Source organism: Desulfatitalea alkaliphila (genome assembly GCF_022968795.1).
GTDB lineage: Bacteria > Desulfobacterota > Desulfobacteria > Desulfobacterales > Desulfosarcinaceae > Desulfatitalea > Desulfatitalea alkaliphila.
Window position 1 is genome coordinate 1 of record NZ_JALJRB010000041.1, and the last position, 17,326, is coordinate 17,326.

Annotated in this window: 14 protein-coding genes and 1 tRNA gene; 10 read left to right on the forward strand and 5 right to left on the reverse strand. The window is 59.8% G+C overall.

Annotated features, from left to right (window positions below):
• The 3 genes from MRX98_RS20850 to MRX98_RS20860 all read left to right on the forward strand — a co-directional run.
• The coding region (locus MRX98_RS20850; RefSeq protein ID WP_246914752.1) for a metallophosphoesterase at positions 1-743 on the forward strand (743 nt) is incomplete at its 5' end.
• Between the two features lie 158 nt (positions 744-901).
• Positions 902-1,474 (forward strand): efflux RND transporter periplasmic adaptor subunit, encoded by a 573-nt coding sequence (locus tag MRX98_RS20855; RefSeq protein ID WP_246914755.1) that lies wholly within the window; start codon positions 902-904, stop codon positions 1,472-1,474.
• A 256-nt stretch (positions 1,475-1,730) separates the two neighbouring features.
• On the forward strand, positions 1,731-4,025 hold the full coding sequence (locus MRX98_RS20860; protein WP_246914757.1) for a tetratricopeptide repeat protein: 2,295 nt from the start codon (positions 1,731-1,733) through the stop codon (positions 4,023-4,025).
• 101 nt (positions 4,026-4,126) lie between these two features.
• On the opposite strand, the gene MRX98_RS20865 is transcribed toward MRX98_RS20860, so the two are convergent.
• A complete protein-coding gene (locus tag MRX98_RS20865; protein WP_246914760.1) occupies positions 4,127-5,266 on the reverse strand; it encodes a PEP-CTERM sorting domain-containing protein in 1,140 nt (379 codons plus the stop codon).
• A 292-nt stretch (positions 5,267-5,558) separates the two neighbouring features.
• Entirely contained in the window at positions 5,559-5,729 is a 171-nt protein-coding gene (locus tag MRX98_RS20870; protein WP_246914763.1) for a PEP-CTERM sorting domain-containing protein, read from the reverse strand.
• A gap of 563 nt (positions 5,730-6,292) precedes the next feature.
• Between MRX98_RS20870 and MRX98_RS20875 the strand changes: the two genes are divergently transcribed.
• Positions 6,293-6,679 (forward strand): PilZ domain-containing protein, encoded by a 387-nt coding sequence (locus tag MRX98_RS20875; protein WP_246914766.1) that lies wholly within the window; start codon positions 6,293-6,295, stop codon positions 6,677-6,679.
• Positions 6,680-6,759: 80 nt separating this feature from the next.
• Here MRX98_RS20875 and MRX98_RS20880 read toward each other — a convergent pair whose 3' ends face one another.
• Complete coding sequence (locus tag MRX98_RS20880; protein WP_246914769.1) at positions 6,760-7,671, reverse strand: alpha/beta hydrolase; 912 nt, start codon at positions 7,669-7,671, stop codon at positions 6,760-6,762.
• A gap of 175 nt (positions 7,672-7,846) precedes the next feature.
• Between MRX98_RS20880 and rlmD the strand changes: the two genes are divergently transcribed.
• Positions 7,847-9,235, forward strand: coding sequence for a 23S rRNA (uracil(1939)-C(5))-methyltransferase RlmD (gene rlmD, locus MRX98_RS20885; protein WP_246914772.1), 1,389 nt, complete (start codon positions 7,847-7,849; stop codon positions 9,233-9,235).
• 313 nt (positions 9,236-9,548) lie between these two features.
• Positions 9,549-10,382: a 3'(2'),5'-bisphosphate nucleotidase CysQ gene (gene cysQ, locus MRX98_RS20890; RefSeq protein WP_246914775.1), complete on the forward strand. Its 834-nt coding sequence runs from the start codon at positions 9,549-9,551 to the stop codon at positions 10,380-10,382.
• A 5-nt stretch (positions 10,383-10,387) separates the two neighbouring features.
• Here the strand turns inward: cysQ and acnA are convergent, their stop codons facing one another.
• The gene (gene acnA / locus MRX98_RS20895; protein ID WP_246914778.1) at positions 10,388-13,132 is read right to left on the reverse strand and encodes an aconitate hydratase AcnA; all 2,745 of its coding nucleotides are present in this window, start codon (positions 13,130-13,132) and stop codon (positions 10,388-10,390) included.
• Positions 13,133-13,401: 269 nt separating this feature from the next.
• On the opposite strand from acnA, the gene MRX98_RS20900 reads away from it, so the two are divergent.
• From MRX98_RS20900 to MRX98_RS20915, 4 genes are all read left to right on the forward strand, one after another.
• The gene (locus tag MRX98_RS20900) at positions 13,402-14,268 is read left to right on the forward strand and encodes an aldo/keto reductase family protein (protein ID WP_246914781.1); all 867 of its coding nucleotides are present in this window, start codon (positions 13,402-13,404) and stop codon (positions 14,266-14,268) included.
• Between the two features lie 275 nt (positions 14,269-14,543).
• On the forward strand, positions 14,544-16,430 hold the full coding sequence (locus MRX98_RS20905; RefSeq protein ID WP_246914784.1) for an ATP-binding protein: 1,887 nt from the start codon (positions 14,544-14,546) through the stop codon (positions 16,428-16,430).
• A 130-nt stretch (positions 16,431-16,560) separates the two neighbouring features.
• Entirely contained in the window at positions 16,561-16,953 is a 393-nt protein-coding gene (locus tag MRX98_RS20910; RefSeq protein ID WP_246914787.1) for a type II toxin-antitoxin system VapC family toxin, read from the forward strand.
• The gene (locus MRX98_RS20915; protein ID WP_246914789.1) at positions 16,954-17,172 is read left to right on the forward strand and encodes a type II toxin-antitoxin system Phd/YefM family antitoxin; all 219 of its coding nucleotides are present in this window, start codon (positions 16,954-16,956) and stop codon (positions 17,170-17,172) included.
• A 44-nt stretch (positions 17,173-17,216) separates the two neighbouring features.
• Here the strand turns inward: MRX98_RS20915 and MRX98_RS20920 are convergent.
• Positions 17,217-17,314 (reverse strand) — tRNA-Sec (locus MRX98_RS20920).
• Positions 17,315-17,326 lie beyond the last annotated feature (12 nt).

Sequence of the window (17,326 nt, forward strand, 5' to 3'; positions counted from 1 at the left end):
TTGGGGTGCGTTATTTTGAGGTGGATGCGGGGGGGGCTTTAGCGGGGTTGCGGGGGAAGACGGCGGTACATTTGACCGATTTGCATATTGAGGAGATGGGGGCGCGGGAAGCGCGGGTGCTGGAGGTGGTGGGGGATATCGGGCCGGATATGATTTTTTTGACCGGGGATTATATTCCTTGGGTGGGGGATGCGGGACCGGCGATTGATTTTCTGGCGCGGTTGCGGGCGCCGGATGGGGTTTGGGCGGTGATGGGCGATTATGATTACAGCGATGGGCGGCAAAGTTGTTTGTTTTGTCATGCGCCGGGAAGTGGCGCGCCGACGCAGGCCCACGGGGTGCGGTTTTTGCGCAACGCCGCGGAGAGGGTGGCTTTGGGCGATGGGGAAATCTATGTCGGGGGTGTGGATGGGGATGCGTTTCAGGCGTTTGATGGGTGGCGGGAATTTTTGGAGGGCGATGCGGATACGGCGGCTATTTTGCTGAGCCACAGCCCGTTGGTTTTTGACGATCTGGATGGCGAGCGGTCGGTGCTGGTGTTGGCCGGGGATACCCACGGGGGGCAGATTCCTTTGCCGGGTTGGCTGTGGGGGTTGTTGGGGTATGAAAAGAATGCCCGATATAATGCCGGTTGGTTTGAGCGGGGCAAGTCCAGGATGTATGTGAGCCGAGGGTTGGGCACGAGCCACTTGCGGTTGCGGTTGCTGCGGCGGCCGGAGGTGGTGGTGATTGCGTTTAGGTGAGGGTTGGGGGTTGGGGGTTGGGGGTTGGGGGTTGTGGGTTGTTTGTTGTGGGTTGGGGGTTGTAGGGTGGATCAATCGTAGGGTGGATCAAGCGAAGCGGATCCACCAATGGGAGAATTCATTAAAATATAGGAAGCGGATCCACCATGGGGCGATCCATGAATAAGGAGCGATGCGCTGTGCGTGTCTGGGCGGTGTGGTTTTTTGTGTGGTTGGGGATTTTGGGGTGCCTGCGGGAGCCGCTTGAGGTGCCCGCGGAGCTGGTGTTGTTCGATTTTGAAACTGAGGCGGATCTGGACCGGATGCATTGGCAGTGTTTCACACTTTTTTCGCTTGTTGAGGAGTATGCCGGCCGGGGGAAGCAATCGTTGCGGATGGCGTTGCATCCGTCGCCGTATCCGGGATGGTCGGCGAAGTTGGATCGGAATGATTGGCGGGGGTTTATGGCTTTGGCCTTCGATATTTACAATCCGCGGGAGGTGTCGGTGCCGCTGACGGTGCGTATTGATGATCGGAAGGATTATCCGGGTTATGAGGATCGATATAATCAGCGGTTTGTGCTGGCGCCGGGGGCGAATGGTGTGGTGATTCCGTTGGATGCGTTGGTGACTTCCGATGGGCGGCGGGTTTTGGATTTGGGGAGTATTTATCGGTTTATGATGTTTTTGGTGTCGCCGGTGGAGGTGCATGTGTTGTATTTGGATAATGTGCGGTTGGTGGGGGAGGGATGATGGGTTGGGGGTTGTGGGTTGGGGGTTGTGGGTGGGGGGTTGTGGGTGGGCGGTTGGGTTTTGGTGGATCCGCTTCGCTTGATCCACCCTACGATTGATCCACCCTGCGGTTGAGATGCGATGCGGTTGGGGCGTCGTGCGATTGATCGGGGTGGGGTTGGGTGTTGCGGGGGGGGTGGGGGGTGGTGTATTGTGGGTTGGATTTGGGTGTGTTGGGTGGGGGTGGGGTTAATTCTTTATGAAGGCGAGGTTTCCGATGGCTGGTTTGCGGGGTTTGGGGGTTTGGGTTTTGGTGTTGGCGCTGGTCGTGGGATGTGCTTCGGATGAGAAGAAGAGGGTTTCTTATTATGAGAATGGCGTGGCGGCATTTGAAAAGGGGGAGTATCGGGTGGCGGAGATTCATTTGAAGAACGCTATCCAGGTGGATCCTCAATTTGTGGCGGCACGTTTGAAGTTGGGTGAGACGTATTTGCGATTGGGCAACGGCCAGGCGGCGTTTGCGGAGTATTCGGCGGTGGAGCGTGTCGATGCGTCCAATGTGGAAGCGCTGCTGAAGCTGGCCGGTATGTATATGCTGGGGCGGCAGCTCGATGAGGCCCGGGAGCGGGTGACGGCGGTGCTGGCGTTGGAACCGGACAATATCGAGGGGCTTTTCATGTCGGCGGGTTTGCATGAGTTGGCCGAGGAACCGGATGCGGCGGAGGCGATTTACAACCGGATCATGGCCTCGGGGCAGCAGCGGTCCCGCGCGGCCATGGGGTTGGCCCAGGTGTACGGGCGCCAGGGAAAGCTGGATGAGGCGGAGGCCTATTTGCTGCAGGCGGCTTCTTTGGATGCCGAGAATGTGGCACCGCGAATTACGTTGGCACGCTTTTACGCGTCGCGGCAGGCCCACGACAAGGCGCAGGCGCAGATTCGGGAGGCCATTGCCATCGATCCGGGCAACGGCGATCTGCATGTTTTTCAGGGGGACTACTACGGCTCGCGGGGCATGTTCGCCGATGCCGAGGCGTCTTATATGAAAGCCATCGAGGTGGCGCCTGAGGAGGCGAAATACTACTTGGCGGCGGCGCGCTTTTTCGGTCAGCGGGAGCGGGGCGAGGAGGCGGCCGAGATGGTGCAAAAAGCCCTGGATGTTCAGGGGGACGATCCGACGGTCATGGAGGCCGCGGCCCGGTTCTATTTGCAATACCGGCAGGTGGAGAAGGCCCGGGAGATGAATGACCGTTTGTTGGCCGCACGGCCCAACTATTTGCCGGCTTTGGCTATGCAGGGCGAGCTGTTGATGCATGCGGGCGAGTTGCGGGAAGCGATTTCGGTCTTCGAGCGGGTGTTGGAACAATCGCCGGATGAGTCCCGGGTGCACTTTCAGAAGGGGGTGGCCCACTTTCAGCGTGGCGAAATGAGCATGGCCAAGACGGCCTTGAACGCCGCCATCCGGCTCAATCCTCGCGATAGCGGTGCCAAGATGGTGCTGACCGACATTTATTTGCGGGAGCGCGTGTTCGATGGGGCGGAGCGGTTGAGCCGCGAGGTGCTTGGTGAGCAACCGGACAACCGGCGCGTAATGCTGCAGTTGGGTCGTGCGCAGATGGGCCAGCGCAAGATCGGTGAGGCCGAAGGGACCTTTCGGCGATTGGCGGACTTGGACGGGCAGAATGCGCAAGCCCGGTTCTACCTGGGGTTGGTGCATTTGTCCCGCGAAGCGCTCACGGAAGCATTGGACAGCTTCGAGCAGGCAATGTCAGTGGATGGTACTTTTGTGCTTGCGCTCTCCCAGGCGGTGCAAATCCACACGCGAAGGGGGGATTTCGGCAAGGCCATCGATGCATGTGATCGGATGTTGGCCCGGAACCCGGATGCCCCGATGGTGCAGGCAGCCGTTTGGGACCTCAAGGGCCGTGTGTTTGCGTTTCAGCAAAAGGATGCGGAGGCTGTTCAGGCCTTTGAAACGGCGATCGAGCGCGCACCACAGTTCATGCAACCCTACTATGGTTTGGCGCGCATTTTCACCCGCCGAGGTGAGCAGGACAAGGCGATACGGCAATACGAGGCCGCTTTGGATAGAGATGCCAACCAACCGGGGGCGCATTTTATGTTGGGTACTTTGTTCCAAGGCCAGGCGCGCATGGAAGAGGCGCAAAAGCACTATCGAGCGGCGTTACGCATCGATGGGGAGTTCGCCCCGGCGGCCAACAACCTGGCTTACTTGCTGGCGGATGAAGGGCAGGAGCTGGGCGAGGCGCTGCAACTGGCGCAGACGGCAAAGCGGCGTTTGCCGGATGATCCATATGTGATGGATACGCTGGGCTGGGTTTACTACAAGCGTGGGTTGTACGATAGTGCCCTTGCGGAATTCAGCGCCAGTTTAGAAAAGATGCCCGACAACGCAACGGTGCAGTATCACTTGGGGCTGGCCCTGCACCAGAAGGGGGATGCGGAGCTGGCGCGGGCGGCTTTGGAACGGGCGTTGGCCTTGGATCCGGGCCTGGCGGAGGCTGAGGCCGAGGAGGCCCGCAGGGTAATTGAGGAGTTGAGTGCCGCGCGCTAAACCGCGGTTTTGCGAGATCGACAGCGGGGTGTACAGCGGGGTGGATCGGTTGGGCTTGATCCACCCCGCTGTTTCTTTTCGCGCTCTGCAATCATCGACGCTCAGTGATTTGAAGGATCGGGCGTTTGCCGGCCCCGACGTTTTGTGTGCCTTGCGCTTGCGGCAACGATGCCCAGCAGGCCGACGGCGAGCATGAGGATGGTGGCCGGTTCGGGCACCGGTGCGGGCGCGGGCGTTTCCGGTTGGAATGGGTTGCCGTTAGCCGGCGGGTTATCCGGTGCAAACGGATCAAACGGGTTGCCGGGTTCACCAAAGGGCGGCAGTCCGTCCATGGGCCTTGCGCCCGGCTGGATGGCGCCACCTGGCGGTGTGGGCATTGCCGAAGGGCTTGATCCGGGTGTTTCGGGTTGAAATGGGTTCCCGTCACCCGGCGGGTTGGCCGGCTCAAACGGATCAAGAGGATTGCCGGGATCGCCAAAGGGTGGCAGTCCGTCCATGGGGCTTGGGGTCGGCTCTATTGGGCCACCTGGCGGTGTGGGCATTGCCGAGGGTTCTGAAGCGGGTGTTTCGGGCTGGGATGGGTTCCCGACACCCGGTAGGTTGTCCGGCGCAAACGGATCAAGCGAGTTGCCGGGATTGCCAAAGGGAGGCAGTCCGTCCATGGGCCTTGCGGCCGGCTGGATGGCGCCACCTGGCGGTGTGGGCATTGCCGAGGGGCCTGATCCGGGCGTCGCCGAAGTTTGCGGCATGCCTGCGGCGGCCGACGGGGGTGATAATGGGCTGGAACCTGCACGGCCGTTCAGGCTGCTTCGATGATCGCCGAAGCCTGGGTAGGCAGCCAGGTTGGATCGGCTCGGTGCCGTAGCACGGCTGTCCAGGACTGCGGCGCCGTCGGTCATGGTGTCCAGCCAGTAGTCTGCGCCGGTAGGATCATTCCGGTATGGCGCCCCATCACCCGTCCACCGTGCGGCGGATGCGTGCACCGGCATTGTTCTGCGCATTGCACCGGGTTGAACGCCTCGCGCGCTATCATCGGTTGTCGCACCGTTTTCTTCGGCAATGGCGCCAGGGGCGATATCGGTGTTGATATTGGTTAGGCCGCTGTGGGATTGCTTTTTACTCTGCGATATGGCGGCGCCGATATACAGGGTCATCGGCAAACCCAAAACGATTGCCGCCAACACAGCCGCCAACACCATCCGCCTGGATTTTTTGCTTTTTTTCATATAATTTGTTTTCATATGCCCACCCCTTCCTCGAACGCCCGCTTCCACGGGGCAGCTTGCTGATTCTTTTCCACCACCAACGGCAAATCCAACCGCACGGGCAACCCCATCGTTAACCGCAAACCGTAAACCGTTAACCGTTAACCGTTAACCATTAATCGTAGGGTGGATCAAGCGAAGCGGATCCACCAAAGGGCTTACCCACAATTTGCGGAGAAACCAGCCGTTGACGGCCAACCCAATCGTAGGGTGGATCAAGCGAAGCGGATCCACCATCCGGCTACATTCAATGCCAATGCAACATGCATTACCGGTAGCGCTGCTGCCACCGAACAACGCCGGCGACGCCGATCAAACCGATACCCAACAGGGACATGGTGGCGGGTTCCGGCGACGCGGCAAAGGGGTTGCCCGCAACAAGAAGGGTCGCAGAGATGAGGACGAGGGTGAAAATCATATATATAGAGAATTTTTTCATTTCGACGTCTCCTTTTGGAGGCAGAACAGTTTGAACCAGAACAGTTGCATGAACCAACAAAGTATTTTGAAATCATTTGCTTTCGGGCTTTGCCCGGTGCTAATGTTGGATTTGTAACGCAACTATGGTGCCAAGAGGCTTGGTGTTTTTTGTGGATGTGTTTATTGTGATTAATAACATGGTGTTGTGGTTGTGGTAGGGATTCGGGTGTTCGGTTTTGGATTGTGCTGTTTGGTGTTTCAGCGCTTGTTTGTGGTAGGTGATTTCATGATGATTGGGTAATTGAGTTCATATTTTGATTTTTTGGTTTGGTGGGTGTTGATGGTTGGGTGGGTAGCATTACATGGTGGGGATGGTGGATCCGCTGCGCTTGATCCACCCTACGGTTGCGCTACGGTTGTGCTGTTGGGAGGGGGATGGTTTTGGGGCATGGTGGATCCGCTGCGCTTGATCCACCCTACGATATTTGGGAAGAATGGTCCTGTGTTTTGCTCTTTTCGTAAGAGGGATGGATGATAATGACGCGTAGAATAGATGATACTGGTGCCGGGATGGATTTGGTGATGCGCATCCGAAACTTGGTGGAGAACCTTTCCGACGAGAAGAAGGAGATGCTGCTGGCGTTGTTGTTGGAGTGGCAGCAGAACGAGCGGCGGGATGATAAGCGGATTCCGTGTTTGATCGCCGTGGATTACTCCGATCAGAAGCGGGTCTATCATGATTTCATACAGGATTTGAGCAAGGGCGGGGTGTTCATCGAGACCCGGGAGCCGTTGAAGATCGGCGATGGCGTTGCTTTGACGTTTACCATGCCCACCACCCAGAGCCATTTCAAGGTGGCAGGCAAGATTGTGCGGGTGGGCGATGGCGGCATCGGGGTGCAGTTCGACAGCAAGTTGAGTCAGTATCAGGAGGAGATTATCCGGACGTTGATGGAGCGTAAGAGGTAGACGTTCATTGTTGTGCTGGATTGTGTTGTTTTTTTTGAGGGGGGTGGTACCTGGGGTGCCGCCCCCTTTTTTGTCCGCGATCAGGGCAGCTGATCGGGCTGCAGGCAGGTTTGGATCCAGGCGGTGCACGATTCGAGAAACCGGGCTTGGTGGTGTGCGTCGGTCATGCGGTGGTCGCCGCCGGGTTGAAGGATCAGTTGTTTGGGGGGTTGGGCCAGTTGGTGGATGCGGCGGGCATGGGACGGGGGTACGATTTCGTCCTGATCGCCGTGGATGACGAGGATGTGGTGGAGCGCGGGCAGGAGGGGCGTGATGTCGAAGGAGAGGCGGGCCACCTGTTGCAGGTTTTGGGGGGCGTGCGATTTGAGTTGTTCGGCGGCGGCTGCTTCGATGGCCCGGCTCTGGATGGGGGCGGCGTAGGTGATCAGGCAGGGCACCGGGTGGACGGCGGCGGTGGCCATGATTACGGTGCCGCCGAAGCTGCTGCCGAACAGGGCGATGAGGGGGCCGAGGGTGGTGGGTGCGGGTGGGGTGTCCAGGGTTGTCGTGTGCCTGTCTGCGGGTGGGTGTTGGCCGGTGGCGGCCCCTTGATCGGATGTGGGATTGTCGGTTTCGTGGGCGCTGGGAATGGCTAGGGTTTGCAAGGTTTGCATGGCGTGATACAAGTCGCGGCAGCGGTCATCCAGCAAGTGTTCCGCCGCTAAATGGCCTTGGCTGTCGCCGCAACCGCGGTGGTCGAAGCGCAGGTAGGCGATACCCAGGCGGCCCAGGGCGTTGGCCAGGGCGATCTGCTTGGGGGAGCGGCGGTCGGCCAGCAGGCCGTGGCAGCCGATTACCACGGGCGGCCGGTCAACGTCGGGCAGGTGCAGGGTGCCGGTCAGGCGGTGGCCGTCGGATTTGAAGTGGATGGTGTGGGAGTTTGGTGGGTTTGTTGAGTTTATTGAGTTTGGTGGGTTGATAGGGGTTGTTGGGTTGGTTGGGCGTGTGGTCAAGGGGTTGTTTCTCCTTCCCGTTTTCGGGTTCGGGGGTTGGGGTTGGGTGGTGGATGGCGGGCGGTTGTGTTGCGTGTGTTGCAGTTGAATGCTGCTGCCGGTGCCCGCATGGAATTACGGATTATCGTGAATGTTGCCCGGCATAGCATGCCGCGGCTGAAGGAACAACCGCGTGGTGAAAAAAGGACAAGAGATCGAGCTGGACATCACTGCCATCGCCTTTGGCGGGCGGGGGTTGACGCGCCTGGAGGGGATGGCGGTATTTGTAGATGGGGCGGTGCCCGGGGATCGGGTGTTGGCGCGGGTGTACAAAAAGAAGCAGCGCTATGCCGAAGCGCGGGTGGTGTCGCTGATTTCGCCGTCGCCGGATCGCGTGCCCGCACCCTGTCCTTACAGCGGCTACTGCGGGGGGTGCAAGTGGCAGTTTCTGGATTACGAGCGGCAACTGGTTTACAAACAGCAGCATGTGCAGGAGGCTCTGGCCCATATCGGTGGGGTGGAGGGGGTGCCGGTGCATCCCACTTTGGGCAGCGATGCGATATATGGTTATCGCAACAAGATGGAGTTTTCCTGCGCCGAGCGCCGATGGCTGCTGCCCGAGGAGTTGGGACGCGAAGATGTGGCCGCCGGTATGGCCTTGGGGCTGCATGTGCCGGGTACCTTCGACAAGGTGTTGGATATCGAGGCGTGCCTGTTGCAGCCGGACACGGGCAACCGGATTCTGGGGGATGTGCGCCGGTACATTCAGGCGTCGCTGCTGCCGGTTTACGGGTTGCGCAGCCACGAGGGGTTTTGGCGCTTTCTGGTATTGCGCCACAGCACTGCCGATGATCAGTGGATGGTTAACCTGGTGACCGCTTCTTCGGAGCGGGAGCAGGTGCAGCCGTTGGCCGATCTGCTGGCGGAAAAATATCCCGCGGTGGTGTCGGTGGTCAACAACGTGACCGACAGTCGGGCCGGCGTGGCCGTGGGTCAGTATGAGGTGCCTTTGGTGGGCGCGCCAATGATGCTGGAGCGGATCGGGCCTTTTGAATTCGAGCTGTCGGCCAACTCTTTCTTTCAGACCAACACCCGGGGCGCCGCGCGTTTGTACGACACGGTGGAAGAATATACCGGTTTGACGGGCGCTGAAACGGTGCTGGATCTGTATTGCGGTACCGGCACCATCGCCATCTACCTGGCAGGGCAGGCCCGGGAGGTGATCGGGCTGGAGGTGGTGGAGAGCGCGGTGGCCGACGCCCGGCGCAATTGCGGGCGCAATGGTATCGACAACTGCCGCTTCGTGGCCGGCGATATCCGGCGCACGTTGCCGGCATTGGACGCGCGGCCGGAGGTGATGATCATCGATCCGCCCCGGGCGGGGATGCATGCCGACGTGGTGGCGGCGGTGCTGGCGTTGGCGCCGGAGCGCATCGTTTATGTGTCGTGCAATCCGGCCACCCTGGCGCGGGATTTGGGGCTGATGCGGGATCACTATCGCGTGACGCAGGTGCAGCCGGTGGATATGTTTCCCCACACCTTTCATATAGAGGCGGTAGCGGCAATGGAGCGGGTGGGATCGTAGGTTGTGGGTTGTGGGTTGTGGGGTTGTAGGTTGTGGGTCGGTTGTTGTGGGTCGGTTGTTGAGGGTTGGTTGTTGTGGGTGATTTTCGTGGGCCGGTTGTCGAGGGTTACTTGTCGTTGGGTTGGTTGCCGTAGTCGTAGGGTGGATCAAGCGGAGCGGATCCACCAAAATGGACAGAATGCCTTTACGTGCTTGCACGGTGGTGGATCCGCTTCGCTTGATCCACCCTACGGTTTAGGGTTACGGGCGTTATGATCGTTGCGGTTGTTTGGGTGATGGCTGTTTTGACGATGGGAAGGTCAGGGGGATGACGATGGAAACGGCGGATTATTTGGTTGCGGCGATCGATGCGGCGGCGCGGGCCGGGGCGGCGATTTTGGAGGTGTACGGTACCGATTTCGGGGTGGATATCAAGGCGGACCGCTCGCCCTTGACCCGCGCCGACCTGGCGGCCCACGCTGTGATTCGGGATCGCTTGCGTGCCACGGCGCTGCCGCTGCTCAGCGAGGAGGGGCGCGATATTCCCTATGACGAGCGCAGGGGGTGGGGCCGGTTCTGGATGGTGGATCCGCTGGACGGCACCAAGGAGTTTGTCAAGCGCAACGGGGAGTTCACGGTCAATATCGCTCTGATCGACGACCAGCGGCCTGTTTTGGGCGTGATTTTCGTGCCGGTGAGCGGGGCTTGTTATTTTGCCGCCGAGGCGCTGGGTGCTTACAAGGTCGAGCGAGTTGCGGCGATTTCGGCGGCTTTGGACGGATGGGTGGAGGCCCCCGAGGCGGCACTGGAACGGTTGTTGGCCGTTGCGCACCCCTTGCCCTTGGTGGGCGCCGCAAAGCGACCCTTCACCGTGGCCGCCAGCCGTTCCCATGTCACCGATGATTTGCAGCGCCACTTGTCGGCCCTGGCGGCGGACCACCCCGATATGGTCCGAATATCGGCGGGCAGTTCCTTGAAATTCTGCCTGGTGGCCGAAGGGGCGGCCGATAAATACCCCCGTCTGGGCCCCACCATGGAGTGGGACACCGCCGCCGGCCAGGCCATCGTCGCCTGCGCCGGCGGTCGGGTGGTGACCTATGAGGAGGGCGACCCGCTGCGCTACAACAAGCCCGATTTGCACAATCCGTGGTTCATTGTTCGACGGTGATTTTTTCACCCCGCCATCAATTTGCGCAGCACATAGGGCAGAATGCCGCCGTGCTCGAAGTAGGTGACATCCACGTCGGTGTCCAGGCGGGCGATGGCCTCGAAGGCGATCTCCTTGCCGTCTTCCTTAACGGCGCGGACTTTGAGGGTCTTGCGCGGTTTGATGCCGGCCAGGCCTTCGATGGTGTAGGTTTCGCTGCCGTCCAGCCCCAGGGTTTCGGCGTTTTCGCCCGGCTTGAAGACCAGGGGCAGGACGCCCATGCCCACCAGGTTGTTGCGGTGGATCCGTTCGTAGGATTCGGTCAGCACGGCCTCGATGCCCAGCAGGTGGGTGCCTTTGGCCGCCCAGTCGCGGGAGGAGCCGGTGCCGTACTCCTTGCCGCCCAGAACCACCAGGGGAATGTTTTCCTTGTGGTAGGCCATGGCGGCGTCGTAGTTGAACATCTCCTCTTTTTCGGGAAACTTGAGGGTCCAGCCGCCTTCCTTGGGGGCCACCAGCTTGTTTTTGATGCGCACGTTGGCGAAGGTGCCGCGCATCATCACTTCGTGGTTGCCGCGGCGCGAGCCGTAGGAGTTGAACTGGTCCGGTTCGACCCCCTTTTCGATCAAATGCAGGCCGGCGGGGTACTCCTTGGGAATGGCGCCGGCCGGCGAGATGTGGTCGGTGGTGACCGTGTCGCCCAGCAGCAGAAAAGCGCGCGCTTTTTCCAGTTGGGTGGGCGGGGTGGGGGTGGTCTGAAAGCCGTCGAAGTAGGGCGGCTTTTTGATGTAGGTGGATTGCGGTTCCCAGGCGTAGGTGGTGCTTTCGGTGACCTCGAGGGCTTTCCAGAACTGGTCGCCGTCGAAGATGCGGCCGTATTCGCGGGTGTAGAATTCCTGCTTCACATGGTCGCGCACCAGGGTGTCCACGGTTGCGAGGGCGGGCCAGAGTTCATCCAGGAAGACCGGGCGGCCGTTGGGATCCAGGCCGATGGGTTCGATGGTCAGGTCGATGTCCACCCGGCCGGCCAGGGCGTAGGCCACCACCAGCATGGGCGAGGCGAGGAAGTTGGATTTGACGTTCTGGTGGATGCGGGCTTCGAAGTTGCGGTTGCCCGAGAGCACGGCGGCCACGTTGAGGTTGTGGTCGCTGATGGTGCGCTCCACCTCCGGGTGCAGGGGGCCGCTGTTGCCGATGCAGGTGGTGCAGCCGAAGGCCGCCAGGTGAAAGCCCAGGGCCTCCAGGTAGGGCATCAGGCCGGCGGCTTCGAGGTAGTCGACCACCACCTTGGATCCCGGCGCCAGGGAGGTTTTGACCAGGGGCGAGACCTTCAGGCCGCGGGCCACGGCGGCCTTGGCCAGCAGGCCCGCGCCGATGAGCACGTGGGGGTTGGAGGTGTTGGTGCAGGAGGTGATGGCGGCGATCACCACATGGCCGTCGCCGATCTTGGTGTGGCGGCCGTTGAGGGCGATTTCGAACTCCCGCTGCACCAGGGGCCGGCACTTGAGGGGGCGGTGGGTGACATTGCCCGACTCGTCGTGGAATTTTGAAATGTGCGCCAGTTCCGCGTCCCGGTCGTATTCGCAGCCCAGGATTTTGGCGAAGGCCCCCTTCATGGCCGAAAGGGCGATGCGGTCCTGGGGACGTGCCGGGCCGGCCAGGGAGGGTTCCACCGTGTCCAGGTCCAGCTCCAGCATTTGGGTGTATTCGGGCTGCTCGGATTCGGTGTAGAAGAGCCCCACGGCCTTGGTGTAGGCTTCGGTGAGAGCGGCCTGTGGTTCGCGGTCGGTCATGCGCAGATATTCCAGGGTCTTGTCGTCCACCGGGAAGAAGCCCATGGTGGCGCCGTATTCGGGGGACATGTTGGCGATGGTGGCGCGATCCGGCACGGAGAGGTGCTTCAGGCCGGGGCCGAAGAACTCCACGAACTTCTCCACCACGCCGTGATTGCGCAGCATTTCGGTCACCCGCAGCACCAGGTCGGTGGCGGTGATCCCTTCCCGCAGCCGACCGCTCAGCTTGACCCCGATCACTTCGGGAATGGCCATGTAGTAGGGCTGGCCCAGCATGACCGCTTCGGCCTCGATGCCGCCCACGCCCCAGCCCATGACGCCGATGGCGTTGATCATGGTGGTGTGGGAATCGGTGCCCACCAGGGTGTCGGGGTAGGCCACGGTACCGTCGCCGTCCGGGTCGGCGATCACCACCCGGCCCAGGTGCTCCAGGTTGACCTGGTGGCAGATGCCCGAGTTGGGCGGCACCACCTTGAAGTTGTCGAAGCTGATCTGGGCCCATTTGAGCAGCTTGTAGCGTTCGCCGTTGCGCTCGTACTCCTTGGCCACGTTGTCTTCCAGGGAGCGGGTGGTGCCGTAGTAGTCGATCTGCACCGAGTGGTCCACGATCAGCTCCACCGGCACCAGGGGATTGATGCGGGCCGGGTCGCCGCCCTGGTCCCGCATGGCGTCGCGCATGGCCGCCAGATCCACCACCGCCGGCACCCCGGTGAAGTCCTGCATCAGCACGCGGGCCGGGTGGTAGGGAATCTCCACCGGCGCGTCGTACTGTTTTTGCCACCCGGCCACGGCTTTCAAATCGGCCTCGCGCACCACCTTGCCGTCCATCTTGCGCAGCAGGTTTTCCACCAGAATGCGGATGGAAAAGGGCAGCCGCCCGATGGGGGCGATGTTGCGGGCTTCCAGTTCACGGATATCGTAATAGGTGTAGTCCCGGCCGTCGACGGTCAAGGTTTTGGCGAACTCTTTGGCGTTCATGGGTTTCCTTCCTGCTTTTCGTTGAAGGTTTTTTAAAGGCGCGGTGCGGCACGATCCCGGGCAAGCGCCGCTCTCTTCAATTCAAATTCATATAACAGGGAAGGGCGGGGGGTCAACGGGCAGCCCAATTCAGTGCGGGCCAATCGCATGTGGAAATCAAGTGCAGATGCACATGACCTCTTGTTGCCGCGCAACACCGGCAACCCGTTGCCGGTGCCGGCCACCATCCTTACCCTATTCGGATACACAACCCATCGAAAGGAGACCGCATGACCGGATTATACCCCATCGAAACCCATCTCGTTCATCGTGAACGGCGCGTGCCCACTTTCTTCTACGGCACCGCCTGGAAAGAGGATCAGACCGAACCGCTGGTGCGAAAAGCCCTGGCCGCCGGATTTCGGGGTATCGACACCGCCAACCAGCGCCGCCACTACCACGAAGCCGGCGTGGGCGCGGCGCTCAAGAGCGCCATCGATGCCGGCGAGGTACGGCGCGAGGATCTCTTTGTGCAAACCAAATTCACCTACACCGCCGGCCAGGACCATCGGCTGCCCTACGATCCCGCGGCAGCCCCTGCCGAACAGGTCGCCCAATCCCTGGCAAGCTCCCTGGATCACCTTCACACCGAATATCTGGACGCCTTTATCCTGCACGGCCCGTCGGTGCGCCAGGGCCTGAGCCCTGTCGACTGGGAGGTGTGGCGACGCATGGAGGCTTTGCAACAGGAAGGCGCCGTCCGACGGATCGGTGTCTCCAATATCGCGGTGGACCAGTTGACCCTGCTGCTGGAAAAGGCGACCGTCATGCCCGCCTTCGTGCAGAACCGCTGCTTCGCGCACACCGGCTGGGATGCCCGCGTGCGCGCCGTGTGCCGCCAAAACGGCATCATCTACCAGGGCTTCTCCCTGCTCACCGCCAATGCCGCCGTTCTCAACCAACCGGGGGTTTTCCGCTTGGTCCAACAGTTGCGCCGCACGGTACCCCAGATCGTTTTCCGCTTCGCCCTCCAGGTGGGCATGATCCCCCTCACCGGCACCACCAGCGAAACCCACATGCGCGAGGATCTGTCGGTCTACGATTTCGAACTCGATGCCGGCGACGTGCAAATGATCGAAAACATCGCGGTGGGCTGAGCCGAGTCAGGGCCTTCGAAGGGGCCGCAAAGCCTTTCGGATGGTTCCGGTCGCACCGAAAATGGATGCCTCCGAAATCGGCGGGAATGTAAATTGTAACTCACTTGTGTTATGTCCTCCTATTTGGTTGTCAGGGTTCGCGCCTTGAATGGAAATCGATGTGCATGGCGGGTGTCAACAGGCCCACAACCATCCGTAACGGCGGCGTGAATTGTTTGGCGCGGCAAAACGATGCAGGTGGAGCTGATGTACTTCAAGACTGGAACGAAACGCAAATGACGATCAACATCGGCAACAATGGTTCCGTCGTCCTTGACGACCGTTCGGAAACAGCCGGTCCGATCGAACCCGGTGACGCCCTCACGGACATTCGCGACGAACAGCTCAAACTTATTTTCCGTGCCTTGGTCATACTCGGATCGGTTGCGCTGCTGCTGTCCGCTTGGCGCAACAGCATCTTCGGATGGCATCCCACTTTCTTCATCAATGTGGTGGTTTTTTTGGGGGTGCTCGGATGCTTTTTGTTGGAGAACCGTTTATCGTTTCGCATCCGGGCCATTGTGCTCTTGAGCCTGTCATTGGTTTTGGGGGTTGTGGCGCTGGTGACGTGGGGCTTGATGGCCATGGCCTTCATGGGTCTGTTTGTTTTCTGCATGCTGGCGGCCCTGCTCTTCGGCCTGCGGGCCGGGGTCGCGGCGACGGGTGTCGCGGTCATTGCCATTGCCGCGATCGGCAAAGGCGTTCATATGGGCCTGATCCGGTTTCACTTCGATGTGGCGGCCTTCATGGTGGCGCCCATTTCGTGGGCGCAGGCCGTATCCGGCCTGATGTTGACGGTGGGCATCGTTGTGGTGGCCCTTGGCCGTTTGAACAGGCGGCTTGTCGACATGATTCAACAGATGGATCGCCGGAATTTGCAATTGCGGGAAGCCAATGAACGGTTGATGGCCGAAATCCAGGAGCGAGACCGGGTGGAAAAGGAACGCCGATCACTGGAAGACCGTCTTCAACTGGCCCAGAAAATGGAGGCGCTGGGTATTTTGTCCGGCAGCGTGGCCCACGATCTGAACAATGTTCTCATGGGGGTGGTGAGCTATCCCGACCTGTTGCTCATGCAGTTGCCCGAAGACAGCCCAATGCGAAAAATGGTGAGCGTCATTAGAAACTCCGGCATGAAAGCCGCGGCCATGGTCCAGGAAATGCTGGCCATGACCAGAAGGGGGCTGGCCTCCGGCGAGGTTGTCAATCTTGACATGATCCTTGGGGATTTCATGATGAGTCCCGAAATGGAGAAGATCAAGAAATTTCATCCGGATGTGTCCTTTTCCATCTCGATGGACGGGGGGCTGGAAAACATCAATGGATCGTCCTTCCATTTGATGCGGGTGATCATGAACCTGGTGTCCAACGGCGCCGAGGCAATGCCCGCCGGTGGCGAATTGGTCGTGCGCACCGAAAACCGGTTGCTCGAGCAGTCGTTGGAGGCGCTGGAATCCATTCCCCCCGGGCGCTATGCGACGCTGGTCGTCAGCGATACCGGCACCGGTATTCATTCAAGCCAGGTGGAACGCATATTCGAACCGTTTTACACCAAGAAGAAATTGGGACGCAGCGGCACCGGTCTGGGCATGGCCGTGGTGTGGAACGTGGTCAAGGACCACGGCGGTTTCATCGATGTGCAGACCAGCCAAGGGGGCGGCACCACCTTCACATTGTTCTTCCCCGCTACAACCGCTGCATTGACGAAGACCGACACCCCTTGCTTGTCCCAATACATGGGCAACGGTGAGTCGGTGCTGGTGGTGGATGACGCGGCGGAGATGCGTGAAATCGCCTGCAACATGATCGCTTCCCTGGGGTATGAAGCGCATGCGGTGCCCAGCGGAGAGGCGGCGGTGCGTTACCTGAAATCCCATCGGGCGGACCTGGTGATTCTGGACATGATCATGGGCCAGGGCATGGATGGCCTTGAAACCTTCAAAAGGCTGCGTACGGTTCGACGGGACCAGAAGGCCCTCATCACCAGCGGTTTCGGCGAAACCGAAAGGGTGGCGGAAGCAAAAGCGCTGGGCGCCGGCGGCTTTCTGAAAAAACCCTACCTGGTGGAAGATTTGGCGCGGGTCATGCGGACGATTCTATATGATGGGGGATCAGGTGACTAAATGCGGAACCTTTTAACCATCACATCGAGCTGCTGGGCAAGATCCGACAGCGCCTCGGCACTCAAATTGACTCTTGACGAGGCGAGTTGTTGTTGTACAATTGTCAATAAGCGAGAACTTGGAGATCAACATGGACATTGTAATCGATACATCCGCCCTGATCGCTGTTTTGGTCGATGAGCCGGAGAGAATAAAAATTATTGAAATCACAACCGGAAATTCCCTTATTGGGCCCGGTTCCATTCCCTGGGAAGTAGGCAATGCTTTCTCGGCGATGTTCAAGCAAAACAGGTTGACACTTAATGAGGCACAAAAGGGAATGGAGATATTCCAAACCATTCCAATCCGATATGTTGAGCCGGATTTCGCGAATGTATTGCAATTGTCCAAATCGATCAACATCTATGCATATGATGCCTATTTTTTGGATTGTGCCGGTCGATATAGATCGCCCCTGCTGACTTTGGATCGCAAAATGATTGCGGCGGCTCAAAGCATGAAAGTTGAAATCTTGGAGGTTTGAATGCAAGTCTACACCTACTCTGAAGCCAGGCAAAAGCTTGCAGCAGTGCTTGAGCAAGCTGAATTGAATGGAAAGGTGTTGATCAGAAGGAGAGACGGCCGAACTTTTGCGCTCGTACCGGAAAAGGAGGCTGCATCCCCGCTCAAGGTGCCTTCCATTAAAGCAAATGTTTCCACTAAGGAAATTGTTGATATCATAAGAAAAGGAAGAGAGCGATAGCCAGCCGATGGCCTGTCGATTTGAAATGGCATGAGATGAAAGAATGGCGGAAGTGCATGGGAATCGAACCCACCTGAGACGGTTCTAGCGCCTCACACCGGATTTGAAGTCCGGGAGCCCCACCAGTGAGCTGTCCACTTCCGTATTCAGAGAC

Bases quoted from the DNA above. Each gene is read 5' to 3' on its own strand.
- MRX98_RS20855 (WP_246914755.1), top strand. From the start codon at position 902: ATGAATAAGGAGCGATGCGCTGTGCGTGTCTGGGCGGTGTGGTTTTTT.
- MRX98_RS20860 (WP_246914757.1), top strand. From the start codon at position 1,731: ATGGCTGGTTTGCGGGGTTTGGGGGTTTGGGTTTTGGTGTTGGCGCTG.
- MRX98_RS20865 (WP_246914760.1), bottom strand. From the start codon at position 5,266: ATGAAAACAAATTATATGAAAAAAAGCAAAAAATCCAGGCGGATGGTG.
- MRX98_RS20870 (WP_246914763.1), bottom strand. From the start codon at position 5,729: ATGAAAAAATTCTCTATATATATGATTTTCACCCTCGTCCTCATCTCT.
- MRX98_RS20875 (WP_246914766.1), top strand. From the start codon at position 6,293: ATGCGCATCCGAAACTTGGTGGAGAACCTTTCCGACGAGAAGAAGGAG.
- cysQ (WP_246914775.1), top strand. From the start codon at position 9,549: ATGGAAACGGCGGATTATTTGGTTGCGGCGATCGATGCGGCGGCGCGG.
- acnA (WP_246914778.1), bottom strand. From the start codon at position 13,132: ATGAACGCCAAAGAGTTCGCCAAAACCTTGACCGTCGACGGCCGGGAC.
- MRX98_RS20900 (WP_246914781.1), top strand. From the start codon at position 13,402: ATGACCGGATTATACCCCATCGAAACCCATCTCGTTCATCGTGAACGG.
- MRX98_RS20905 (WP_246914784.1), top strand. From the start codon at position 14,544: ATGACGATCAACATCGGCAACAATGGTTCCGTCGTCCTTGACGACCGT.
- MRX98_RS20910 (WP_246914787.1), top strand. From the start codon at position 16,561: ATGGACATTGTAATCGATACATCCGCCCTGATCGCTGTTTTGGTCGAT.
- MRX98_RS20915 (WP_246914789.1), top strand. From the start codon at position 16,954: ATGCAAGTCTACACCTACTCTGAAGCCAGGCAAAAGCTTGCAGCAGTG.